At 63.8% G+C, this 22,015-nt stretch carries 21 protein-coding genes; 6 read left to right on the forward strand and 15 right to left on the reverse strand.

Annotated features, from left to right (window positions below; translation table 11 throughout):
• Window positions 1–29: 29 nt before the first annotated feature.
• The 4 genes from betB to ACGYLO_RS05315 form a co-directional block, all read right to left on the reverse strand.
• A complete protein-coding gene (gene betB / locus ACGYLO_RS05300) occupies window positions 30–1,487 on the reverse strand; it encodes a betaine-aldehyde dehydrogenase (protein WP_271687940.1) in 1,458 nt (485 codons plus the stop codon).
• Window positions 1,488–1,563: 76 nt separating this feature from the next.
• Window positions 1,564–2,139 carry a choline-responsive transcriptional repressor BetI gene (gene betI / locus ACGYLO_RS05305; RefSeq protein WP_209219056.1) on the reverse strand — a complete coding sequence of 192 codons (576 nt, stop codon included), beginning with the start codon at window positions 2,137–2,139 and terminating at the stop codon, window positions 1,564–1,566.
• Between the two features lie 92 nt (window positions 2,140–2,231).
• On the reverse strand, window positions 2,232–3,161 hold the full coding sequence (locus ACGYLO_RS05310) for a DMT family transporter (protein ID WP_136720479.1): 930 nt from the start codon (window positions 3,159–3,161) through the stop codon (window positions 2,232–2,234).
• A 55-nt stretch (window positions 3,162–3,216) separates the two neighbouring features.
• Complete coding sequence (locus ACGYLO_RS05315; protein ID WP_209219057.1) at window positions 3,217–3,816, reverse strand: LysE/ArgO family amino acid transporter; 600 nt, start codon at window positions 3,814–3,816, stop codon at window positions 3,217–3,219.
• Window positions 3,817–3,907: 91 nt separating this feature from the next.
• Between ACGYLO_RS05315 and ACGYLO_RS05320 the strand changes: the two genes are divergently transcribed.
• Window positions 3,908–4,789, forward strand: coding sequence for a LysR family transcriptional regulator ArgP (locus ACGYLO_RS05320; RefSeq protein ID WP_271687942.1), 882 nt, complete (start codon window positions 3,908–3,910; stop codon window positions 4,787–4,789).
• On the opposite strand, the gene ACGYLO_RS05325 is transcribed toward ACGYLO_RS05320, so the two are convergent.
• On the reverse strand, window positions 4,786–5,526 hold the full coding sequence (locus ACGYLO_RS05325) for a YebC/PmpR family DNA-binding transcriptional regulator (RefSeq protein ID WP_271687943.1): 741 nt from the start codon (window positions 5,524–5,526) through the stop codon (window positions 4,786–4,788). The two genes, ACGYLO_RS05320 and ACGYLO_RS05325, sit on opposite strands and share 4 nt — an antisense overlap.
• Window positions 5,527–5,645: 119 nt before the next feature.
• On the opposite strand from ACGYLO_RS05325, the gene ACGYLO_RS05330 reads away from it, so the two are divergent.
• Both ACGYLO_RS05330 and ACGYLO_RS05335 read left to right on the forward strand, forming a co-directional pair.
• The gene (locus ACGYLO_RS05330; protein WP_276154288.1) at window positions 5,646–7,418 is read left to right on the forward strand and encodes an SLC13 family permease; all 1,773 of its coding nucleotides are present in this window, start codon (window positions 5,646–5,648) and stop codon (window positions 7,416–7,418) included.
• A gap of 65 nt (window positions 7,419–7,483) precedes the next feature.
• Window positions 7,484–8,353, forward strand: a complete 870-nt coding sequence (locus ACGYLO_RS05335) for a bile acid:sodium symporter family protein (protein WP_295037354.1) — start codon at window positions 7,484–7,486, stop codon at window positions 8,351–8,353.
• A 68-nt stretch (window positions 8,354–8,421) separates the two neighbouring features.
• Here the strand turns inward: ACGYLO_RS05335 and ACGYLO_RS05340 are convergent, their stop codons facing one another.
• Both ACGYLO_RS05340 and ACGYLO_RS05345 read right to left on the reverse strand, forming a co-directional pair.
• Window positions 8,422–9,009 (reverse strand): hypothetical protein, encoded by a 588-nt coding sequence (locus ACGYLO_RS05340; protein ID WP_394376365.1) that lies wholly within the window; start codon window positions 9,007–9,009, stop codon window positions 8,422–8,424.
• A gap of 756 nt (window positions 9,010–9,765) precedes the next feature.
• On the reverse strand, window positions 9,766–9,939 hold the full coding sequence (locus ACGYLO_RS05345; RefSeq protein WP_394376366.1) for a hypothetical protein: 174 nt from the start codon (window positions 9,937–9,939) through the stop codon (window positions 9,766–9,768).
• Between the two features lie 319 nt (window positions 9,940–10,258).
• Between ACGYLO_RS05345 and ACGYLO_RS05350 the strand changes: the two genes are divergently transcribed.
• Complete coding sequence (locus ACGYLO_RS05350) at window positions 10,259–11,293, forward strand: hypothetical protein (protein WP_271687947.1); 1,035 nt, start codon at window positions 10,259–10,261, stop codon at window positions 11,291–11,293.
• Between the two features lies 1 nt (window position 11,294).
• On the opposite strand, the gene ACGYLO_RS05355 is transcribed toward ACGYLO_RS05350, so the two are convergent.
• The 4 genes from ACGYLO_RS05355 to mgtE all read right to left on the reverse strand — a co-directional run bounded on the left by ACGYLO_RS05355 (window position 11,295) and on the right by mgtE (window position 16,001).
• Window positions 11,295–13,067: an SLC13 family permease gene (locus tag ACGYLO_RS05355; RefSeq protein ID WP_271687948.1), complete on the reverse strand. Its 1,773-nt coding sequence runs from the start codon at window positions 13,065–13,067 to the stop codon at window positions 11,295–11,297.
• Window positions 13,068–13,162: 95 nt separating this feature from the next.
• Window positions 13,163–13,975, reverse strand: coding sequence for a TIGR00282 family metallophosphoesterase (locus tag ACGYLO_RS05360; RefSeq protein WP_271687950.1), 813 nt, complete (start codon window positions 13,973–13,975; stop codon window positions 13,163–13,165).
• A 38-nt stretch (window positions 13,976–14,013) separates the two neighbouring features.
• The gene (locus ACGYLO_RS05365; protein ID WP_271687951.1) at window positions 14,014–14,601 is read right to left on the reverse strand and encodes a 5-formyltetrahydrofolate cyclo-ligase; all 588 of its coding nucleotides are present in this window, start codon (window positions 14,599–14,601) and stop codon (window positions 14,014–14,016) included.
• Window positions 14,598–16,001: a magnesium transporter gene (mgtE, locus tag ACGYLO_RS05370; protein ID WP_271687952.1), complete on the reverse strand. Its 1,404-nt coding sequence runs from the start codon at window positions 15,999–16,001 to the stop codon at window positions 14,598–14,600. Before mgtE ends, ACGYLO_RS05365 begins: the two co-directional genes overlap by 4 nt.
• A 122-nt stretch (window positions 16,002–16,123) precedes the next feature.
• Here mgtE and guaD point away from each other — a divergent pair, with 122 nt between their 5' ends.
• Window positions 16,124–17,425, forward strand: a complete 1,302-nt coding sequence (gene guaD, locus ACGYLO_RS05375) for a guanine deaminase (protein ID WP_271687954.1) — start codon at window positions 16,124–16,126, stop codon at window positions 17,423–17,425.
• Between the two features lie 26 nt (window positions 17,426–17,451).
• Here guaD and ACGYLO_RS05380 read toward each other — a convergent pair whose 3' ends face one another.
• The 4 genes from ACGYLO_RS05380 to ACGYLO_RS05395 form a co-directional block, all read right to left on the reverse strand.
• Window positions 17,452–17,871 (reverse strand): CAP domain-containing protein, encoded by a 420-nt coding sequence (locus tag ACGYLO_RS05380; protein WP_271687955.1) that lies wholly within the window; start codon window positions 17,869–17,871, stop codon window positions 17,452–17,454.
• Window positions 17,868–19,202: an 8-oxoguanine deaminase gene (locus ACGYLO_RS05385; RefSeq protein ID WP_271687956.1), complete on the reverse strand. Its 1,335-nt coding sequence runs from the start codon at window positions 19,200–19,202 to the stop codon at window positions 17,868–17,870. Before ACGYLO_RS05385 ends, ACGYLO_RS05380 begins: the two co-directional genes overlap by 4 nt.
• Window positions 19,203–19,336: 134 nt before the next feature.
• A complete protein-coding gene (gene hisN, locus ACGYLO_RS05390; protein ID WP_271687957.1) occupies window positions 19,337–20,137 on the reverse strand; it encodes a histidinol-phosphatase in 801 nt (266 codons plus the stop codon).
• An 80-nt stretch (window positions 20,138–20,217) separates the two neighbouring features.
• A complete protein-coding gene (locus ACGYLO_RS05395; protein WP_168612238.1) occupies window positions 20,218–20,592 on the reverse strand; it encodes a helix-turn-helix domain-containing protein in 375 nt (124 codons plus the stop codon).
• Window positions 20,593–21,217: 625 nt separating this feature from the next.
• On the opposite strand from ACGYLO_RS05395, the gene ACGYLO_RS05400 reads away from it, so the two are divergent.
• On the forward strand, window positions 21,218–21,994 hold the full coding sequence (locus ACGYLO_RS05400) for a Bax inhibitor-1/YccA family protein (protein ID WP_271687958.1): 777 nt from the start codon (window positions 21,218–21,220) through the stop codon (window positions 21,992–21,994).
• Window positions 21,995–22,015: the final 21 nt, after the last annotated feature.

Consider the following 22,015-nt stretch of genomic DNA (forward strand, 5'->3'; position numbering starts at 1 on the left):
CCTCAAGCACCTCTCAGCAAATTCACCCCTTAGAAGGGCGCCTCGACATCGCCCATGCGCACATAGACCGACTTCACCTGGCTGTAGTGCTCGATGGCCGCCTTGGCGTTCTCGCGGCCGACGCCGGAGTTCTTCATGCCGCCGAAGGGCGCCTCGACCGGGGCGTCGTTGTAGCTGTTGATGTAGCAGGTCCCGGCCTCAAACCTCGCGGCCACGCGATGCGCGCGGGCGAGGTCTCGAGTGAAGACACCGGCGGCGAGGCCGAACTCGGTGGCGTTGGCGCGGGCCATTACCTCGGCTTCGTCCTCGAAGTCGAGCACCGCCATGACGGGGCCGAAGATCTCTTCGCGGGCGATGATCATGTCGTCTTTCACATCGGCAAAGACGGTGGGCTGCATGTAGAAGCCCTCACGCTCGATCCGCGCGCCGCCATAGACCAGCCGCGCGCCCTCGGCCTTGCCCTTCTCGATGTAGTCCAGCGCGATTTGCATCTGCCGCTCGCTGACCATCGGGCCGAAGCTGGTGTCGGGGTCCATCGGGTCACCGATCACGGCGTTGCCCAACCGCTCAGACAGCCGCGTGAGGAACTTCTCCTTGATGTCGCGGTGCACGAAGACCCGCGTGCCGTTCGAGCAGATCTGGCCGGAGCTGTAGAAGTTGCCCAGGATCGCGCCGCCGACGGCATTGTCGATATCCGCATCCTCGAAGACGATCAGGGGCGACTTGCCGCCCAGTTCCATCGTCACATGTTTGATGCCCTCGGCGGCGGCGGCATAGACTTTGCGCCCCGTGGGCACCGAGCCGGTGAGCGAGACTTTGTCGACGCGGGCGTCGGTGACCAGCGACTGGCCGACCTCGCCCATGCCCTGCACCACGTTGAAAAGCCCCGCGGGCAGCCCGGCCTCGATCAGGATTTCGGCGACCTTCAGGGCGCAGAGCGGCGTGGTTTCGGACGGTTTGAAGATCATCGCATTGCCGCAGGCCAGCGCCGGCGCGGCCTTCCAGCAGGCGATCTGGGTGGGGTAGTTCCATGCACCGATGCCGACGCAGACGCCCAAGGGCTCGCGGCGGGTATAGACCCAGTCCTCGCCCAGTTGGATATGTTCGCCCGTCAGGCTCCCGGCGAGGCCGCCGAAATACTCCAGCGCGTCCGCCCCGCTGGTGGCATCGGCTACAGAGGTCTCCTGATAGGGTTTACCGGTGTCTTGGGTTTCCAGCACCGAGAGGTCGTGGTTGCGGTCGCGGATCATGTCGGCGGCGCGGCGCAGGATGCGGCCCCGCTCCGTGCCGCTCATCGCGCCCCATGCGGCCTGCGCGCGGCGGGCCGAGGCGATGGCCTGCTCCACGATCTGAGGCGTGGCGGCATAGACCGTGGCGATCTTTTCGCCCGTTGCCGGGTAGATCACCGGGATCGGCGTGCCATTGGTGTCTTCGACATAGGCGCCGTCGATAAAGTGGCTGGCGGTGGGTTGGGGATCATAGGACATCAAAGGGACTTTCTTGCCTGAGGCGAGGAGTGTTCAGAGAGGCGGAGCGCGGCGGTGCCGCCCGTCTCCGCGGTGTTCAACGGCCCGCTTTAAGCAGCAGGTCGAGTGTATAGAGCGCGCGGGTCATAGCCTCTGCCGCGCTGACGCCGTCCGACAGCGCCGCGCGCAGGTAGAGCCCGTCGATCAACGCCGCCAAGGTTTCGGCGTCGCCTTCGGGCTGAGGGCTGATCGGGCGCAGCGCATGTGTGAGGTTGGACCGCAACCGGCTTTGGTAAGCCGTCAGCAGCCGCCGGGTTTCGGGGTTGGTGCGGGCATGGGCGTAGAGTGTCATCCACGCGCTGATCGTGCCGGGGTGAAAGCCGGTGTCGTCGAAACTTGCCACGATGATCGCCGCCGCGCGGTCATGCGGCGTGCGGGCCGTGGCAAGCCGCTCGCGGACCCCGGCGGCATATTCCGACAGGATATGCCGCATCGCCGCCAGAAAGATCTGGTTCTTGCCGCCGAAGTAGTGATGCGCCAGCGCGCTCGACATGCCTGCCCGTTTGGCGATCTGGCTCACCGTCACATCCAGCGACTGGGCCTCGCCGATCTCGGCGATGGTGGCTTTGACCAGCGCAGAGCGGCGAATGGGTTCCATTCCGACTTTGGGCATTGGATTCGGATCCTTGGGGCAGTGTTGACCGCCTCAGGATAGGGGAATCTTTATTGACTCGTCAATCAAGTACCGACCGACGGGGCGGAAGGTCAGAATTTCGTCGCATGCGAGGGGGGCGTGACCTGCCGTTTCAGCATCGCTTCGCGCCATGTGATAAAGGTGACAGAGCCCAAGATCACCGCCCCGCCCAGCACGACCCAGAGGTCCACCGGCTCGGCAAAGACCACCACGCCGAGGATCGTGGCCCAGACCAATTGCAGGAAAGTGACCGGCTGCGTCACCGTCACCGGGGCGGCGGCAAAGGCCAGCGTCATGGTGAAATGCCCCGCCGTTGCGAAAAAGGCGACCCCGGCAAGGATCAGCAGTTCCTGCGGTGTCGGCGTGATCCAGACGGCGAAGGCGAAGGGCGCCAGCCCGATGGTGACGAAGATTGACAGCATGGTCACGATCATCACCGGGCGCGCCTCATCCGCCAGCACCTTGGCCAAGAGGTAGGACCCGGCAAAGACCACCGCCGCCAGCAACATCGCCAGATGCCCGGTAGAGACTTCGCGAAAACCGGGCCGCAGGATGATCGCCGCCCCGGCCAGCCCCAGACAGACCGCCACGATGCGCCGCGCCGCCAGCTTCTCTCCCAGAAAGATCGCGGCACCCACGGTGACATAGATCGGCGCGAGGTAGTTCATCGCCGTCACCTCGGCGATGGGCAGGCGGGTCATGGCGTAGAACCACAGGATCACCCCGCCTGCGTGGCACAGGCCCCGCATGCCGAACAGCCCCCATTGCCGCCGGCTCACCGGTGTGGCCAGCAGCGACCGCAGGACCGGCAGGACAAAGACCAACCCCATGGCGTAGCGCAGGAAAGCAGCCTCTGCCGAAGGCAAGCGCGGCCCCATGTATTTCACCAGCGCGGTCACGCCGATGAAACAGGCCCCAGTCACCAACATCCAAAAGACCCCGACAAGCGGACGGTTGGGCGGAGCGGGGATGTCGGGGGTGGTGGCGGGAGAGTGTGTCATGCCGCGACCCTTTCCCAAAGCGCTGCCAAGGGCAAGATGGGCGCGGCATTTTTATTCACATCGCAAGCAATTTGATGGCAATCGCCCACATGGTCACGGCGATGATGGCGTCCAAGACCTGCCAACTGCGCGGTCTGGCAAAGAGCGGCGCCAGCAGCCGCGCGCCATAGCCCAGTGAGAAGAAGAAGACGAAGCTTGCCAGCACCGCCCCAATGCCAAAGCTGAGCCGGTCGGGATATTGCGCCGAGATCGAGCCGAGCAGCACCAAGGTGTCGAGGTAGACATGCGGGTTCAGCCAAGTCAGCGCCAGCAGTGTTAGGATCGCCTTGCGCAGGCTGCGGGTGGATTGCCCCTCGGCCTCCAGCGCCTCCCCGCCCTGCCATGCGGAAACCGCGTTGCGCCAGCCGTACCACAGCAGGAAGGCCGCGCCGCCATAGCGCATCAGCGGGCCGAACCACGGGGCCGCCTCGGCCAGCGCGCCAAAACCCGCGACCCCCGACATGATCAACACCGCATCCGAGGCAGCGCAGACCAGCACCACCGGCAGCACATGTTCGCGGCGCAGCCCTTGGCGCAAGACAAAGGCGTTTTGCGCCCCGATGGCCATGATGAGGGTGAGGCTGAGGGCGAAGCCGGGAAGGAGAGAGGTGAACATCAAAGGCGTCCTATAACATGGGTTGCCTTTGCCTAGCCCGGCAGTTCAGATTACTCAAATTCAATAGTCTACGCCAGGATTAGCGAAACTTATGCAGCTCGACAGCGCGCAACTAACCGCATTGGCCCATATCCTGCGGCTCGGCAGTTTTGATGCCGCGGCGGCGGTGCTGGGGCTAACCCCCTCGGCAATCTCGCAACGGGTGAAGGCGCTGGAGGACCGTGTGGGGGCCACCCTCGTTCTGCGCGGACAGCCCTGCACCGGCACGCCCATGGGCCAGCGTCTTGCCAAACATGCGGAGGATGTGGCGCTGCTCGAAGCGCAGGCGCTTGGCGCGGGCGATGCCACCGCCCCGCCCCGGCTGCGCCTTGCGGTGCCTGCGGATGTCTTGGCCACATGGCTGATCCCGGCGCTGGCGCAGGTGCCCGACATGCTTTTCGATCTGATGATTGACGACCAAGACACCTCTGCCGATTGGCTGCGACGGGGGGAGGTCAGCGCGGCGGTGACGGGGCAAGCCCGCGCGGCACCGGGCTGCGACGTGCTGCCCTTGGGGGCGCTACGTTACCATGCCACTGCCAGCCCTGCCTATCGCGAGACGTGGTTTGCCGAGGGCGTCACGACCGAGGCACTGGCCCGCGCGCCGATGCTCACCTTCGACCACAAGGATCAACTGCAAGGGCGATGGCTGATGCGAAAGACCGGGCAGCGACTGACCCCGCCAAGCCACCATCTGCCCTCAAGCCACGGCTTTGTCGCAGCGGCGCGGCAAGGGCTGGGCTGGGCGATGAACCCCGCGCCGCTGGTGGCCGAGGATATGGCGGCGGGGCGGCTCGTATCACTGGACGAGGCGCTGCCACTGGATGTGCCGCTTTACTGGCAGGTCGCGCGGATCATGGCGCCCGCGCTGGCCCCGCTCACCGCCGCCATAAGAGCCGCGGCGCGCGAGGCGCTGGTGCAAATGCCGCGTTAAAGCTGCGCCATAACCTCGTCGGAGGCCTCAAAGTTGGTGGTGACGCGCTGCACGTCATCATCTTCCTCAAGCGCATCGATCAGCTTCATCAGCTTTTCCATGTTCTCGAGATCCATCTCGGTGGTGGTGGTCGGACGCCAGATCAGCTTGGTCGATTCCGACTCGCCCAGTTCGGCCTCCAGCGCGGTCGACACGTCGTTGAGGTCGGTGTCGGCGCAATAGATCACATGGCCTTCTTCGGAGCTTTCCACGTCTTCGGCACCGGCTTCGATCGCCGCCATCATCACGGTGTCGGCGTCGCCGACGGAAGCGGGATAGATCACCTCGCCCTTGCGCTCAAACATGAAGCCGACCGAACCGGTCTCGCCCAGATTGCCGCCGTTCTTGGTGAAGGTCGAGCGCACCGTCGAAGCGGTGCGGTTGCGGTTGTCGGTCATCGCCTCAACGATCACGGCTACGCCATTGGGGCCATAGCCCTCATAGCGGATTTCCTCGTAATCCTCGCCCTCGCCGCCAACGGCCTTCTTAATGGCGCGTTCGATGTTGTCCTTGGGCATGGACTGGCCCTTGGCCTCTTTCACGGCAAGGCGAAGACGCGGGTTCTTGTCCGGGTCGGGGTCGCCCATCTTGGCCGCGATGGTGATTTCCTTGGAAAGTTTGGAAAACACCTTGGCGCGCAGCTTGTCCTGACGGCCCTTGCGATGCTGGATGTTTGCCCATTTGGAGTGACCGGCCATGAATACCTCGTTCTGGCAATGCGTTTGCGCCACTCTATATGCCAGCATCACCGCTGGAACAAGCCACCCGGCCTGTGCTTAGCTTTCCGCCAATGGGGCAACTACGTTAGACCGGATTTATGACCACTGATCAGATCATCCTTTTCACCCTCTTCGGCGCGGTCTTTGGTCTGCTGCTTTGGGGGCGGTTTCGCTATGACATCGTGGCCTTCGGGGCGCTGATGCTCGGCGTGGTGCTGGGGGTGGTGCCCACGGAAAACGCCTTTGACGGTTTCGGCCATCCGGCCACCCTGATCGTGGCGCTGGTCTTGGTGGTTTCGGCTGGGTTGGTCCGTTCGGGCGCGGTGATGCTGATCACCCGCACGCTGGTTGACAGTTCGCGCAACTTGGGCGCGCATATCACCATGATGGGTGCCGTGGGCGGGGTGCTGTCGGCCTTTATGAACAACGTCGCCGCCTTGGCCCTGCTGATGCCGGTCGACATCCAGACCGCACGCAAAGCGGGCCGCGCGCCGGGGCTGAGCCTGATGCCGCTCAGTTTCGCCACCATCCTTGGCGGCATGGCTACGCTGATCGGCACGCCGCCCAATATCATCATCGCCTCCATCCGGCAGGAATCCTTGGGCGCGCCTTTCAAGATGTTCGATTTCGCCCCAGTCGGTGGGCTGGCCGCCATCGCGGGGCTGATCTTTGTCGCGCTGATCGGCTGGCGGCTGATCCCCGCCCGCGAAGACGCGATGATCGAGGCCGAGGACATCGCCCAATATATCGCCGAGCTAACCGTACCCGAGGGCAACAAACAGATCGGCAAACGGCTGGCCGAGTTGCAAGAAGAGGCGCATCGCGCCGATGTGGCGATCTTGGGCCTGATGCGCGACGGCAAGCGGCGCTATGGCACGGCCCGCAACGTGGTGCTGCAAGCCGGAGACGCGATTGTGCTTGAGGCCACGCCCGATGCACTGGACGAATTCCGCAGCACGCTGAACCTCGCGCTGGCCGACCGGGACCGTGAAGACCTCCTGCTGGCCGATGGTGACGGGGTCGAGATTGTCGAGGTCGTGGTGACCGATGGCTCCCGGCTCAACGGGCGCACAGCGCAGGCGGTGGGCCTGTCGTGGCGTCAGCGCACGGTGCTGTTGGGCCTGTCGCGACAGGGCCGCAAGATCACCTCGCAACTGCGCACGACTGAGCTGAAACCGGGGGACATCCTGTTGCTGCTGGTCCCGCGCGACACGGTGGCCCATGTCACCGACTGGCTGGGCGTGCTGCCGCTGGCCGACCGGGGCCTTGCGGTGACGCAAGACAGCAAGACATGGCTTGCCATCGCGATGTTCGCGGGGGCCGTGGCGGCGGCCTCCTTCGGGCTGATCTACCTGCCTATCGCGCTTGGAATCGTCGTGGTCGGCTATGTGCTGGCCAAGATCGTGCCGCTGTCGGAACTCTATACCCATATCGAATGGCCGGTGATCGTGCTCTTGGGCTCGATGATCCCACTGGGCGCGGCGCTGGAGACTTCGGGCGGGACCGAATTGATCGCGGGCGCGCTGGTGGGGCTGACCGAGGGGCTGCCCGCTTGGGTGGTCCTCACGGTTCTGATGGTGGTGACCATGTCGCTGTCGGATGTGCTCAACAACACGGCGACGACCATCGTCGCGGCGCCCGTGGGCATCCAGATGGCGCAGTCGCTCGGCGTCTCTCCCGATCCGTTCCTGATGGCGGTGGCGGTGGCGGCCTCTTCGGCATTCCTCACGCCGATAGGGCATAAGAACAACACGCTAATCCTTGGCCCCGGCGGCTACTCTTTTGGGGATTATTGGCGCATGGGGCTGCCGCTGGAGATCATCGTGGTCGCCGTCTCGATCCCCGCGATCCTATTTTTCTGGCCGCTGTAATCCCGGCATCCCCGCGCGTGAGGCTTGCCAGAACGCATTTGCCGCCCCTAGGCTGATTTCCAGCTTTGGGGGGACAAATGGACATTCTGATCAACGTCGTACTGCCGCTGTCATTGGCGATCATCATGCTGTCGCTGGGCGTGGGCCTCACGGTTTCAGACTTCACCCGCGTGGCGAAATACCCGCGCGCCTTTGCCTTGGGCGCGCTTTGCCAAGTGGTGTTGGTGCCCGCTGCCGCATGGGCGGTGGCCATGGCCTTTGGCCTGCGCGGAGAACTGGCCGTCGGGCTGATGATCCTCTCCTTCTGCCCGGGCGGCGTGACCTCGAATATGATCAGCAAATTCGCGCGGGGCGATGTGGCGCTTTCGGTGACTTTGACGGCGGTGGTCTCGCTTCTGAGCATCTTGACCGTGCCGGTCTTCACCGCCATCGCTGTGCGGCATTTCATGGGCGATGCCGCGCCGGATGTTTCGGTCGCGGCGCTGGCGGTGGCGATGTTCGTGATCACCACCCTGCCCGTGGCGCTTGGGCTTGCCCTGCGCCACCTCGCCCCCGGCTTTGCCGCGCGGATCGAACCGGGCCTCTCCGCCCTCGCCGCGCTGCTCTTCGTGCTGATTGTCCTCGCCGCATTGGCCGGAAATTGGAGCGTTTTCACCGAGAACCTCGCCCGGCTTGGTCCCGCGCTTATTAGCATGAACGCGGCGCTGATGTTGCTAGGGCTGGGCATTGCCGCCGCGGCCGGGCTGGCATGGCAGACCCGCAAGACGATCTCGATCGAAGTGGGCATCCAGAACGCGACGCTTGGCATCACCCTCGCCGGATTGATCTCGGGCCAAGCGTCGGGATTCAGCGCCTATGCTCTGCCCTCGGCGGTCTATGGCATCACGATGTATCTGGTGGCCCTGCCCTTCGTCCTTTGGATGCGCGGACGCTGAGGGCGACGCCCGCCAAGCAAAAGGCGCGCCCCGAGGGACGCGCCTTTCGTTTTTAGACTGACGGCCCCTCAGGCCATGTCGAAGGCGTCATCCTCGCAGGTGTCGCCCCCTTCGTCTTCCTCCTCCGGCACGGAAGTGAGGGTCAGCGCGTCCATGAGGGCGCTCGCGGGGTCGGAGGTATCGGCATCGGAGTCCTCCATGTCAGGATCGACCATACCGGACACCTCAAGCACCTCGCCGCCGCTCTCATCCGAGTCCACCACAACACGCATGCCGCTCAGATCGATATCTTCAAAAGACAACGAGCCGGGATAGGTCCATAGGGTGAAGTTCGTGCTTGGGACTTCACCATCGGAACTGTCAGCGGTCGTGCCGAACTGCAGACCCACATCGAAGCTGCCTCCCGCTTGGGGACCATCGTCGAAACCGTCGACACCGTCATCCGCGGCCTTCACATCCGTCAGGTGATAGCCTTCGGCGTTCACATCAGGGAAGAAGTTCAGTTCTTCGATTGCGCTGCCATCAGTCACATTGAAGAAAAGCCCGTTGATGTCAGCGTGGGATTCCGCTTCGGGATCAGTGGGCGAGAGGTTGAAGTGCAACTGCCCCTCCGGCGTTTCCGTGACGGCGATTGTGATCTCCCCACTCTCTCCCATCAGGAAATTAAGAACGGACTTATCGTCGCCACCGGTATGACCCCCTTGCGTACCACCCGAACCAGACCCCTTAGTGCCGCAAGAGCCGGAACCTTTGGTGCCGCCAGAGCCGGAGCCTTTCGTACCGCCAGAACCGGAACCCTTGGTGCCACCAGAACCGGAGCCCTTGGTGCCACCAGAACCGGAGCCCTTCGTGCCGCCAGAACCGGAGCCCTTCGTGCCGCCAGAACCGGAGCCCTTGGTGCCACCAGAACCGGAGCCTTTCGTACCGCCGGAACCGGAACCCTTGGTGCCACCGGAACCGGAGCCCTTCGTGCCACCAGAACCGGAACCCTTAGTGCCACCCGAGCCGGAGCCCTTCGTACCGCCAGAACCGGAGCCCTTGGTGCCACCGGAGCCGGAACCCTTGGTGCCACCCGAGCCGGAACCCTTCGTACCGCCAGAACCGGAGCCTTTCGTACCGCCAGAGCCGGAACCCTTGGTCCCACCCGAGCCGGAGCCCTTCGTGCCGCCAGAACCGGAACCTTTTGTGCCACCGGAGCCGGAGCCTTTCGTGCCGCCAGAGCCGGAACCCTTCGTTCCACCGGAGCCGGAACCCTTGGTGCCACCCGAGCCGGAGCCTTTCGTGCCGCCAGAGCCAGACCCCTTCGTGCCACCCGAACCGGAACCCTTTGTACCACCCGAGCCGGAACCTTTCGTGCCGCCAGAACCGGAACCCTTGGTCCCACCCGAACCAAAGCCTTTGCCGTCATCGTTTCAGTCGAACTTCTCGGCCAAGTGCTTGTCATACCACTTCGCGAAGGAGGAGCCCTCTACCCCGCCGTTGTGATAGGACTTCGTTCCGCTGGCATCGCAACCGCTGCCCGCTTCACCGCCAGTGGACCAGCTATTGTCCTTGCTGTTCCAACCCTTTGAGAATCTGTAACCCATGACGCCAATCCCTCATATGCATTTGCAGCCGCGGCCGCTTTGCAGCGCCGCATCCCCCACTGACCTGTGAACCTAGCAGCGGCACCTATTTCCGCCAAATTCTTTCCATTTTTCGGGTAAATTAGGCCAACAAAGCACGATAAATCGAAACAGTGAGATACCCCGAGCGGGCATTGTTCTTTCGTATAGGTCAAATGCGCTGATGGGGTGCGAATCACTCCCGCCGGGATAGGTGGAAATTGCCTTTGTTTTGCCCAAAACCCGCCGTACCCTCGTCAGCCAGCCGACCTAGACAGGCGAAAACACCAGCGGAGGCCTCATGGCACGACCCAAGGAACAAAGCGCTCAGGCCCAGATCGTCGCGGCGGCGCGCAAGCATTTCGGGCAAGATGTGGCGCGGGTATCGGCCCCGGGCGGCGAAAACCGGTCGAGCTTTCGGCTGCATCTGACCGACCGCACGGTGATCGCCACCCTGCGCCCGAACTTCCGCCGCACCCATCTCGAAGCCCATGTGCTGACCGAGCTTGGCCGCCACTGCAGCGACCTGCCCGAATGTCTGGGCGTTGTGGGAGAGATCATGTTCCAATCCGACGTCGGCAAGCGCCGCCTCAACGTCGAGATCGCGCGGGTGGAACGCGCCGAACAGCTTGACCTCGCAGCCGAGGCCGTCTCAGCCATCTTCCGCATCCACGGCGCCGCGCGCCAGACCGAGTTGAACGCGATCATGCCGCATCTGGGCAACAACCGCGACTGGGTGCTGAACTTTGTCGATGCGGTGGATTTTCTGAAAGACCTCGGCGACGGCATCTCGGACCAGTTCGACCGCACCGCCGCCTATGAGCGCATCAACGCCCCGGCGCGGCAATTCGTCAAATGGGACTGCCGCTCAGGCAATGCCGCGATTGGGGCGGATGACAAGCTGCGCTGGTTCGACTTTGAATATGCCGGTCTGCGCCACGGGGCCGAAGACATCGCTTGGCTGATCGGGGATGAGGCATGGCCCATCGCCCCGCCGGATATGGTTGACGTGGTGATCGACGCCTTCGATCCGACCTGCGGCATCGCCCTGCCCGACTACCTCGATTACCTCTCGGTCTACCTGACCTTCCATGCGGTGCAGCGGCTCAAACTGATCAGCAAAGAGGCCAAGAAGCGCGGCTGGCTGAGCAAGGACCGCATCCGACGCTATGACGACGCCGGGGTGCATCCTGAATTCGCGGCGCATATCTGTCGGGTCGGGGCCTATTTCTCGGACCAATCCGAACTCACCGCCCCGCTGACCCGTAACTTCCTTGAGGCACAAGCGGGCTTTGACGCAATCGTCGCCCAGTCCGACGTGCCGCGCAGCGCCTAAGCTACCAGATGAGCGGGATCACCGCGCTGACCAGCACCGACATGCTCAGGTTCAGCGGGATCCCGATGCGCATGAAATCGGTGAAACGATAGCCCCCCGGCCCGTAAACCAGCGTGTTGGTCTGATAGCCGATGGGCGTGGCAAAGGCGCAGGAGGCCGCGATCATCACCGCCACCACCAGCGGGCGCGGGTCCATGCCAAGCGCGGTGCTGAGGCTGATGGCAATCGGCGTCATAATCACCGCCACAGCATTGTTGCTGACGATCTCGGTCAGGATGGTGGTCAGCAGGAACACCGCCCAGATGATGAAAAACGGTGGCAATTGCGCCAGCCCCGGCGCGATATTGTCGACGATCAGCGTGATCGCGCCGGAGTTCTGCAAGGCCGCGCCAACCGCCAACATGGCAAAGATCAGCGCCAGCAAGCGCCCCTCGACGAAAGAGAAAGCCTCCTCCGCGTCGATACAGCCCGTCACCAGCACCACGGCCACGGCGATCACGGCCAGCAGGAGGATCGGCGCCACGTTGAAGGCCGCCAGCGCCACGATCCCCACGAGGGCGGCGATGGCGATCGGCGCATGACCCCGGCGGAACGCCCGGGCCGAAGGTTGGGTCACGTCGACAAGGTTCATCTCGCTTGCCAGCCGCTGGATGTCTTCGGCAGCCCCTTCCAGTAGCAGCGTATCGCCGACCTTGACGATCAATTGGTCAAGCTGCTGGCCGATGTTCTGGTTCCGCCGATGCACCGCCAGCGGATAGACCCCATAGCGCCGCCGCAGCCGCATTGAGCCCAAGCTGCGCCCCACCATCCGGCAACCGGGGGTGATCAGCACCTCGACGGTCGTGGTCTCCACTGCCGAAAGCTGGTCGACCCGGCGGAGTTCCTTGTTGTTTTGCAGACTGAGAAGCTCGGTCATCTGGGTGCGCAGCACGACACGGTCGCCGACCTGAAGCGCGACCCCTTTAAGGTTGCGGCGCAGCGAGTCGTCGCCCCGCACCACGTCGATCAACCGCACGCCCTCGCGTTTGAAAAGCTGCACGTCCAGCACTTCACGGCCAATCAGGTTGCTTTCGGGCGGAATCACAGCCTCGGTAAAGAATTTCATCTTGGAGCGGTCAGAGAGCATATTCGCCATGCTGTCGCGCGCGGGCAGCAGCCGGTCGGCGAAGAGCAGCATGTAAAGCAAGCCCCAAGCGCAGACCACAAGGCCCGCGGGCAGGATCTCGAAAATGCCGAAAGGGGCCATGCCCTGCGACCGCGCCACACCATCGACCAAGAGGTTGGTCGAGGTGCCGATCAGCGTCAGAGAGCCACCCATGATCGCGGCATAGCTGAGCGGAATCAGCAGCTTGGAGGCTTTGGTGTTCAGTGTGCGGGTCAGTTGCACCACCACCGGGATCATCACCACCACCACAGGCGTGTTGTTCATGATCGCACTGGCCGCCATGACCGACAGGATCACCCCCGCCACCGCCGTTTTAGGATGCGTCTTGGCCGAACGTTCGGCCAGTCGCGTCAGAACATCCAGCGCCCCGGTGCGGACCAAGGCCCCCATGATGATGAACATCGCCGCAATGGTCCAAGGCGCGGGGTTTGAAAGCACCTCAAGCGCGTCGTCATAGGGCAGCACGCCAAGCGCCAGCAGCAAGGCCGCCCCGGCGATGGCGACGACTTCGGTCGGAAAGGCTTCGCGCAGGAAAAGCACGAACATCATGCCGACGACCACGAGGGTCAGCACCGCCGTCTCCATCGGAGAGAAGCTGAAAAATTCCATCAAGAACCTGTCATTCGGGCAAAAGGCCGTTGTCCAGTTACGCCGATTGCCGCCCTCGGTGCAAGCGCGACGCATGGGGCCGCGCCTTGCCGGTCTTAAGGGGCGCTGGCCTGAAGGGCACCGCCCTCACGCACCGGGACGATCCGCGCGGCGCGGCCTGTGCGGTCGTCAGTCTCGATATAGACGCCCGACAGGGTCGCCTCGCCATTGGCGGGAGTGAAACGTTCGCGCGGCATGCCGGTGATGAAACGGCGCAGCGGCTCGGCCTTATCCATGCCGATCACCGAATGATAATCGCCGCACATGCCAGCATCGCTCAGGTAGCCCGTCCCGCCCGGCAGGATCATCGCATCCGCCGTGGGCACATGGGTATGGGTGCCGACCACAAGGCTCGCCCGCCCGTCGCACCAATGGCCCATGGCCATCTTCTCACTCGTGGCTTCGCAGTGCATATCGACGATGATCGCCTGCGCCATGCCGCCCAAAGGATGGGTTTTCAGCACCGGCTCCAGCGCCGAGAAGGGATCGTCGAAAGGGCGCTTCATAAAGACCTGCCCGAGCGCTTGGGTGACCAGAACCTTCTTCCCGTTCTGCGTGGTAAAGAGTTTAGCCCCCTTGCCCGGCGCGGATTTGGAGAAGTTCAGCGGCCGGATGACGCGCGGCTCCTGCTCGATAAAGCTGAGCATGTCTTTCTGGTCGAAAGCGTGATCGCCAAGGGTCAGACAATCGGCCCCAGCATCGAGCAGCGTCTTGGCATGTGCGCCCGAAAGCCCCATGCCGCCGGTCGCATTCTCGCCGTTGACCACAATGAAATCGAGCTTCCAGTCGCGCCGCAGCCGCGCCAGATTTTCGGTGATCGCCCGCCGTCCGGCCCGGCCCATCACATCGCCAAGAAACAAAATCTTCATGCCCATGGACTAGGACGCGGGCGGCTTGGCGGCAACCCTTATTCCGCGTGGGACGGAGGTTGGCCCTGCGTCACCTCGATCACCCCGGCTTCGGTCACGATCAGATCGAGCGGCGCGTCGGTGTCTTCCAGCGGGATATCGTCCCACTCCTGCCCCGCGAAAGCAAAGCCAATGGCCAGCGTGGCCCGCCGCGCGCGCAGCATCGCCAGCGTACGGTCATAGAACCCGCCGCCATAGCCCAGCCGCCCGCCTGCGCGGTTGAAGGCCAAAAGCGGCACGATCACGATCTCAGGCTCGAAGAAATCGGGCTCAGCGGGGATCATCGCGCCAAAGGTGCCCGGCACCATCGCAGTCTCGGGGGTCCAACGGGCAAAGGACAGCGGGTGGTTCGGCTTTTTGATCACCGGCACGCCGACGGGACCATGGGCGCAGGCTTCGGCCATGGCGGGGCGTGGATCAATCTCCGTTCGGATCGGCATGAAACCCGACAGCGGTACGCCGCGGTAGCCCGCCAGAACCTCGGAAAGATACCCTGCCTGCGCGGCATTCGCTTGATCGAACAAGGGCTTACGGCGGGCAAAGGCCGCCTTGCGCGCCTCGGCCTTCCGGGCGGCGCAATCGCTCACAACAGCACCATGGCGGCAAGGCCGAGGAAGGCGAAGAAGCCCACCACATCCGTCACCGTCGTCACAAACGCGCCTGAGGCAAGCGCCGGGTCCACCCCGAACCGCTCCAGCAAGATCGGGATGCCGGTGCCCGCAAGCCCCGCCACCACGAGGTTGATCACCATCGCCGTGGCGATGACATAGCCCAGCCCCGGCGAGCCGAACCAGAGCACGCCGACAATGCCCATGATCACCGCAAATATCAGCCCGTTGACCAGCCCCACCAAGACCTCGCGCCGGATCACCCGCCAGACGTTTGAGCCGGTAAGGTCTTTGGTCGCGATGGCGCGCACCGCCACCGTCAAACTCTGCGTGCCCGCGTTGCCGCCCATGGAGGCCACAATCGGCATCAACACGGCCAGCGCCACGATCTGCGCAATCGCCGCCTCGAATTGCGAGATCACCACCGAAGCCGCAATCGCCGTCACAAGGTTCACCGCCAGCCACGGCAGCCGCTGCTTCGTCGTCTCCGTCACCCGGTCAGAGAGCGACCCCTCGCCCACACCCGCCAGTCGCAGAATGTCTTCTTCGTGTTCTTCGTCGAGCACCGCCATGGCGTCGTCGATGGTGATGACACCGATGAGCCGCCCCTCTTCATCGACCACGGGGGCCGAGATCAGGTGGTACTGGTTGAAGGCATAGGCCACATCGCCCTCATCGCGCATGGCGGGGATAATCTGAAAGGTCTCTTCCAGAATATCCGCCAGCCGCGTCTCTCGGCGCGAGCGCATGAGCTTGCCTAAGGTCACATTGCCCACCGGATGCAGGCGCGGGTCGACCATGACGATGTGATAAAACTGATCCGGCAGGTCTTCTTCCTTGGTGGCGCGCAGATGGTCGATGGCTTGACCCACCGTCCAATGCTCTGGCGCCATGACAACCTCGCGCTGCATCAGACGGCCGGCAGAATATTCGGGCCAGTTCAGCGCCTGTTCCACCGCGACGCGGTCGGTCTCTTCCAGCGCGTCGAGGATGGTTTCCTGCTGCGCGTCTTCCAGATCCTCGATCAGGTCGACCACATCGTCGCTGTCCAGCTCGCGCACCGCTTGGGTCAAGACCTGCGGCGTCAGGATGCTGATGACTTCCTCGCGGACCGACTCGTCGAGTTCCGACAGGATCTCCCCGTCGAATTCCTGCCCGTAAAGCCGGATCAGCGCAGCGCGGTCGTCTTCGTCGATCTGCTCAAGAAGGTCAGCGATATCCGCCGCGTGCAGCGGTTCCATCAGTTGGGTCAGATGGGCCTGATCATTGGCCTCCACCGCCTCAAGGATCGCGGCCACCGCTTTGCGGTCCAGCACATAGGCCTCGGCACGCTCTTCAGGGGAGGCCGCCGGATCCAGCTCTTCAATCTGCTCTGACATCCGCTGCTCTCCGTCTCTGCGCCTTTGTTGGGAAGGATGATATGCGAGCGCCCAAGCCGGTACAACGGCACCAGCGACGCTTCGGTATTGTTCCCCGTCCCGCCCTCACCTAAACCACTGGCATGACAAATCAACGACTCCTTTTGGGCGCGACGCTCACCTATTCCGGCAACCCGATGCAAAGCGCTTGGGAGGATGCCGTGAAGATCGACACCCAAGGCGGTGTGCTGATCGAAAACGGCAGGATCGCCGCCGTCGGCAAGGGGGACGCGCTGCGCGCCGCGCATCCGCAGGCCGAGGTGACGCGCTACGCCGATGCGCTGATCTGCCCGGGTTTTGTCGATGCCCATGTGCACTACCCGCAGACCGCGATCATCGCCTCATGGGGCAAGCGGCTGATCGACTGGCTGAACACCTATACTTTCCCCGAAGAGATGCGCCTGTCGGATCCCGCCTACGCGGGCGAGATTGCCGCGCGCTATCTGGACCTGACGCTGGCCCATGGCACCACCACGGTCGCGTCTTATTGCACCATCCACCCCCATAGCGCCGACGCGCTGTTTCAGGCGGCGGAAGAACGCGGCCAGCGGATCGTCGCGGGCAAGACCTGCATGGACCGCAACGCACCCGAGGGGCTGCGCGACACGGTGCAATCGGCCTATGACGACAGCAAAGCGCTGATCGAGCGCTGGCATGGCAAGGGCCGCGCCACCTATGCGATCACGCCACGTTTCTCACCCACCTCCACGCCCGAGCAGCTTTCCGCCCTCGGCGCGCTTTGGGCAGAGCATCCGACCTGCCTGATGCAGACCCACCTCAGCGAGCAAACGGATGAGATCGAATGGGTCCGTGACCTGTTCCCAGAGGCGCGCGACTACCTTGATACCTATGAGGCCCATGGCCTGCTGGGCGAACGCGGCCTCTACGGCCATGCGATCCATCTGGAACCGCGCGAGATTGACCGGCTGGCGGAGGTCGGCGGCGCGCTGGTGCATTGCCCAACCTCAAACACCTTCATCGGCTCGGGGCTGTTCGACATGACCGGCCTTGCCGCGCGGGGCATCCCGCTGGCGCTGGCAACGGATACCGGCGGCGGCTCATCCTTTTCGATGCTGCGCACCATGGCGGCGGCCTATGAGGTCGGCCAATTGCGCGGCACGCCGCTGCATGCGGCACAGCTCATTTGGCTGGCCACCGCAGGCTCGGCCCGCAGCCTGCATTTACAAGATCATGTGGGTTCACTGGCCGAAGGGATGGAGGCCGACATCACCGTGCTGTCGCTCGACTCCACCCCCGCCATCGCGCAGCGTCATGCCGCGGCCAAGGACATCTGGGAAAGCCTTTTCGCCACGATCATGATGGGCGACGACCGCGCGATCGCGGATGTTTGGGTGGCGGGCGCACGGCAGGGCGGCACGGCGTAACGCCCCCCCCCCGCCTATGGCTGGGATCAGCAGGGCGCGCCCAGCACCATAACCCAAACCGCGTCATCGGCACGGACCAGCCCCATCTCCTCGGCCCGGGCGTCGACCATATTGCGGTAATGCCCCGGCGAGTTGGTCCAGCCGGTCATGACCTCATCAAGCGATTGCTGCCCCTTGGCGATATTCTCGGCCACGAAACACCATTCATAGCCCGCCACCGCCGCGCGGCGGCCAACATCGGTGCCATCGCGGCCTTGGTGGCTGAAATAGTCATGCGTGGCCATGTCGCGGGCGTGGTCCTTTGCCGCCTGTTCCAAACGGCTATCATAGCTCAGGGGCTGCAACCCCTTCACATCGCGCAGGGCGTTCACCCTGTCCAATCCCATCGGATCGGCCAAAGCGGGCATCCCCGCCAGTATCAGTATCGAGAGTAAAACCGGCTTCATCCAGCCAAGCCTTTCGCCAAATCATTCTGCCGCGCCACCTGAGCGGCCAAGTCGATGGTGGTGATCTGACCATCGCGCACCACCTGTCGGCCTTCAACGAAAAGGTCGCGCACCGCTGTTGGACCGGCAAGAAGCAGCGCAGCCGGGTCCCAACTGCCCGCACTGTGCACGCCCGAAACATCCCAGATCGCCACATCGGCCCGTTTGCCGGGCATCAGCCGCCCGCAGTCAGGCCGCCCCAGCACATCCGCACCGCCCCGCGTGGCCAGTTCGAGCGCCGCGCGCGGGCTCATCGCGTCGGCCCCGCGGGCCACCCGCTGCAACAGCATCGCCTGCCGCGCCTCGGCGGCCAGATTGCCGCTGTCGTTGCTGGCCGAGCCATCGACGCCCAGCCCCAGCGGAACGCCCGCGTCCAGCATCGCCCGCACCGGCGCGATGCCCGAGCCGAGGCGACAGTTCGAGCAGGGACAATGCGCAACCCCGGTGCGGGTTCGGGCGAAAAGGTCGATCTCGGCCCCATCCAACTGCACGCAATGGGCGTGCCAAACGTCGTCGCCGAGCCAGCCGAGGCTTTCGGCATATTCCCCCGGGCGGCAGCCAAATTTCTCCTGCGAATAGGCGACATCCTCGGCATTCTCGGCCAGATGGGTGTGCAGCATCACGCCCTTGTCGCGCGCCAGCAGCGCCGTGTCGCGCATCAATTCGCGGCTGACCGAAAAGGGCGAACAGGGTGCCAATCCGACGCGGCACATCGCCCCTTCGGTGGGGTCGTGAAAGGCGTCGACCACGCGAATGCAGTCTTCCAAAATGGCCGCCTCGCGCTCCACCAGTGCATCGGGCGGCAGGCCGCCATCGCTTTCGCCGATGCTCATCGAGCCGCGGGTGGGGTGAAAGCGCAGCCCAAGTTCGGCGGCGGCGTGGATCGTATCCTCCAACCGCACGCCGTTTGGGTAGAGATAAAGGTGGTCCGAACTCAGGCTACAGCCCGAGAGTGCCAATTCCGCCAGCCCGATCTGGGCCGAGACGAACATATGCTCTGGCCCCATGCGCGCCCAGATCGGGTAGAGCCGTTGCAGCCAGCCAAAGAGCAGCGCATCCTGCGCCCCCGGCACGGCGCGGGTCATGCTTTGGTAAAGATGGTGATGGGTATTCACGAGACCCGGTGTGACGACACAGCCCTTCGCCTCGACAATCTCACCCTCTGTCCAAAGGCCCTGCCCGATCTCGGCAATCACGCCGTCGCGCAGCAACAGGTCCGCGCCCGCAAGCTCCCGCCGGGTGTCGTCCATCGTGATAAGGTAATCCGCGCCGCGGATGAGGGTCTCTGCCATAGGTCACACTTTCGCTATGCCCGTCTCATGCAAAGCGTGTGTGATCGGTGGAAAACGGGCGAGAGAACCGACCTTCTGCGGGATTTATCGCATCCCGCCGGGGCCGGTCAATCCGGGCTTTCCCGACAATTGGATCAATAGGCGGAAAGGACCGCAAGCGCTTGGGCGTGGATGTCGCGGTTGGCCGCGGCCAGCGCCCTGCCCCCTTCATGCACCGGGTTGCCCTGCCAATCGGTGACGATGCCCCCGGCGGCTTGGATCACCGCGATCGGCGCTTGAATGTCATAGGCGTTCAGCCCCGCTTCGATCACCAGATCGACCTGCCCCGCCGCGACCAACGCATAGGCATAACAATCCATGCCATAGCGAGTCAGCAACGCCTGCGAGGCGACGGCGCGAAAGGCGCTGCCCTCCTCGCTGCTGCCGACCTCGGGGAATGTGGTGAAAACGATGGCCTGCCGCAGGTCTCGCGCCGCACGGGTCTGCAAAGGGTGGCTGCCGTGGGGCCCGGTCAACAGCGCGCCATCCGGCGCCCCCTCGAACCGCTCCCCGATATAGGGCTGGTCAATGATGCCATAGAACGGCCCCGAGGCGTCGGAGACCGCGATCAGCACGCCCCAAGTCGGTGTACCGCTGAGAAAGCCGCGCGTCCCGTCGATGGGGTCGAGCACCCAAGTCAGCCCCGATGTGCCGGGCTGCGCGCCATATTCCTCACCCAGAATACCATCCGCGGGCCGCTCCGCCGCCAAGATATCGCGCATCGCCCGTTCGGCGGCGCGGTCGGCCTCGGTCACCGGATCGAAACCCGTGCCGAGCTTGTTGTCGGCCTGCAAATCGAGCCTGCGGAAATAGGGCAGGATCACCTGCCGCGCCGCATCCGCCATCAGATGGGCAACGCGGCGGATATCGGGATCGAAGTCACTGGTGTTCATCATGGCGAAGACCTGACAGTTTGCGCCCCTTTGCGCAAGCCTGTCAGTGCGTTAGAGCCGCGTCCAGACGCGGGCGGGCAGGCTCAGGCCACGTCGCTCAAGACGCGGGCCAGTTCAAACAACCGGCGGCGCTGGTTCTCGGGGATGGCGTAGTAAGAGCGCACCAGTTCCATCGCCTCCTTGTCGGCCATCAGATCAGCAGGCAGCCCGTCCATCGGCGCGCCTTCGGCGACCTCCTCATCCTTCAACCCTTCGAAAAAGAAGGACACAGGCACCCCAAGCGCATCGGCGATATCCCACAGCCGAGATGCGCTGACGCGGTTCGCGCCGGTTTCGTATTTCTGTATCTGCTGGAATTTGATCCCAACCAGTTCCGCCAGTTTCTGCTGGGTCATCCCCGTCAGCCAGCGGCGCTGCCGGATACGTTTGCCTACATGTACATCTACCACATGCACCATATTCTCTAATCCTTATAGGGCACATGCGACCGTGCCAATCTCAGTTCCAAACAAGGACGAAGTGTGCCGTCGCCTCGCACGATACCGCAGGGGTTGCGCGAAAGTTCTGCCTCCTATCATAGCGGTTGCGTTGAATTCGGCCAAGAATTTTCACGGGATGGTAAAAACCTGCCCTGTATCGACTGCAACCTCAGGCGGTGCACTGCCCCTCTCTCTCTGCGACCGGCGGGTGTGAAATCCCCAAGTTTCCTTGGGCCTGTCGGTTTCCCGCTCGGCAACCGCTGGATGAACGCGAAGAATATCAATCGGTTCCCGTCGGAATGCGTCAAATGCCATCTTTCCGTGTTTGGGGCGGTGGGAATGGCTGCCGCCCGCGCGCGCGCCGCTTGAAATGCATCGGTGCTTTTCCGCCGATCGACCGCTCGCGGCAGTCCCGTCCAAGGCGCGCGCAGGGCAAGCCGACGCCCCGCGCATGCCCCGAACATCCCCACCCGTAAAACCCGCGATTATTGCCGTGTTATCAGCCCGCAAGACACTTGAAATTCGCCCCCTCAGGCCCGATATTCAGACCCAAGAACGTGTCGGCCGGGTTTCGACACGCAACTTTGCCAATGGGAGTCACTAAATGGCTGACGTCAATTCAATTCGCTCTGCTGCCGGGTCGCGCATCTCCGCGATCGACGAGGGTCTGCGCGCTCATATGAACAAGGTGTATGGCACCATGTCGATCGGCATGCTCATCACCTTCGCCGCGGCCTGGGCCATCTCGGGCCTGTCGGTCACCACCGACCCCTCCGCCGCCGTGGCGCAGCTCAGCCAGGATAAATACCTGACGCAATTGGGTTATGCGCTCTACGCCTCGCCCCTGAAATGGGTCGTGATGTTTGCGCCTCTTGCCTTTGTTTTCGGCTTTGGCGCCATGATCAACCGCATGTCCGCCGCCACGGCGCAGGTTGTGTTCTACGCCTTCGCCGCCGTCATGGGCATCTCGATCAGCTCGATCTTTCTGGTCTTCACCGGCTACTCCATCGCGCAGGTCTTCCTGATCACCTCCATCGCCTTCGCGGGTCTGTCGCTCTGGGGCTACACCACGAAAAAGGACATCTCCGGCTGGGGCAGCTTCCTGATCATGGGTGTGATTGGTCTGGTCGTCGCGTCGATCGTCAACATCTTCCTCGCCTCCTCGGCGCTGATGTTCGCGATCTCGGCGATCGGTGTTTTGATTTTCGCGGGTCTGACCGCCTATGACACCCAGAAGATCAAGACCGAGTATCTGGCCCACGCCCATCACGGCGACACAGAGTGGCTGGGCAAAGCCGCGATCATGGGCGCGCTGAGCCTCTATCTGGACTTCATCAACATGTTCATGATGTTGCTGTCGCTCTTCGGCAACCGCGAGTAATCGCCCTGCCATCTGATGCGA

The organism is Sulfitobacter sp. 1A13353, from assembly GCF_043557255.1.
Lineage (GTDB): Bacteria > Pseudomonadota > Alphaproteobacteria > Rhodobacterales > Rhodobacteraceae > Sulfitobacter > Sulfitobacter faviae.

Coding starts and splice junctions, on each gene's coding strand:
- betB (WP_271687940.1), bottom strand. CDS start 1,487: ATGTCCTATGATCCCCAACCCACCGCCAGCCACTTTATCGACGGCGCC.
- betI (WP_209219056.1), bottom strand. CDS start 2,139: ATGCCCAAAGTCGGAATGGAACCCATTCGCCGCTCTGCGCTGGTCAAA.
- ACGYLO_RS05310 (WP_136720479.1), bottom strand. CDS start 3,161: ATGACACACTCTCCCGCCACCACCCCCGACATCCCCGCTCCGCCCAAC.
- ACGYLO_RS05315 (WP_209219057.1), bottom strand. CDS start 3,816: ATGTTCACCTCTCTCCTTCCCGGCTTCGCCCTCAGCCTCACCCTCATC.
- ACGYLO_RS05320 (WP_271687942.1), top strand. CDS start 3,908: ATGCAGCTCGACAGCGCGCAACTAACCGCATTGGCCCATATCCTGCGG.
- ACGYLO_RS05325 (WP_271687943.1), bottom strand. CDS start 5,526: ATGGCCGGTCACTCCAAATGGGCAAACATCCAGCATCGCAAGGGCCGT.
- ACGYLO_RS05330 (WP_276154288.1), top strand. CDS start 5,646: ATGACCACTGATCAGATCATCCTTTTCACCCTCTTCGGCGCGGTCTTT.
- ACGYLO_RS05340 (WP_394376365.1), bottom strand. CDS start 9,009: ATGGGAGAGAGTGGGGAGATCACAATCGCCGTCACGGAAACGCCGGAG.
- ACGYLO_RS05345 (WP_394376366.1), bottom strand. CDS start 9,939: ATGGGTTACAGATTCTCAAAGGGTTGGAACAGCAAGGACAATAGCTGG.
- ACGYLO_RS05350 (WP_271687947.1), top strand. CDS start 10,259: ATGGCACGACCCAAGGAACAAAGCGCTCAGGCCCAGATCGTCGCGGCG.
- ACGYLO_RS05355 (WP_271687948.1), bottom strand. CDS start 13,067: ATGGAATTTTTCAGCTTCTCTCCGATGGAGACGGCGGTGCTGACCCTC.
- ACGYLO_RS05360 (WP_271687950.1), bottom strand. CDS start 13,975: ATGAAGATTTTGTTTCTTGGCGATGTGATGGGCCGGGCCGGACGGCGG.
- mgtE (WP_271687952.1), bottom strand. CDS start 16,001: ATGTCAGAGCAGATTGAAGAGCTGGATCCGGCGGCCTCCCCTGAAGAG.
- guaD (WP_271687954.1), top strand. CDS start 16,124: ATGACAAATCAACGACTCCTTTTGGGCGCGACGCTCACCTATTCCGGC.
- ACGYLO_RS05380 (WP_271687955.1), bottom strand. CDS start 17,871: ATGAAGCCGGTTTTACTCTCGATACTGATACTGGCGGGGATGCCCGCT.
- ACGYLO_RS05385 (WP_271687956.1), bottom strand. CDS start 19,202: ATGGCAGAGACCCTCATCCGCGGCGCGGATTACCTTATCACGATGGAC.
- hisN (WP_271687957.1), bottom strand. CDS start 20,137: ATGATGAACACCAGTGACTTCGATCCCGATATCCGCCGCGTTGCCCAT.
- ACGYLO_RS05395 (WP_168612238.1), bottom strand. CDS start 20,592: ATGGTGCATGTGGTAGATGTACATGTAGGCAAACGTATCCGGCAGCGC.
- ACGYLO_RS05400 (WP_271687958.1), top strand. CDS start 21,218: ATGGCTGACGTCAATTCAATTCGCTCTGCTGCCGGGTCGCGCATCTCC.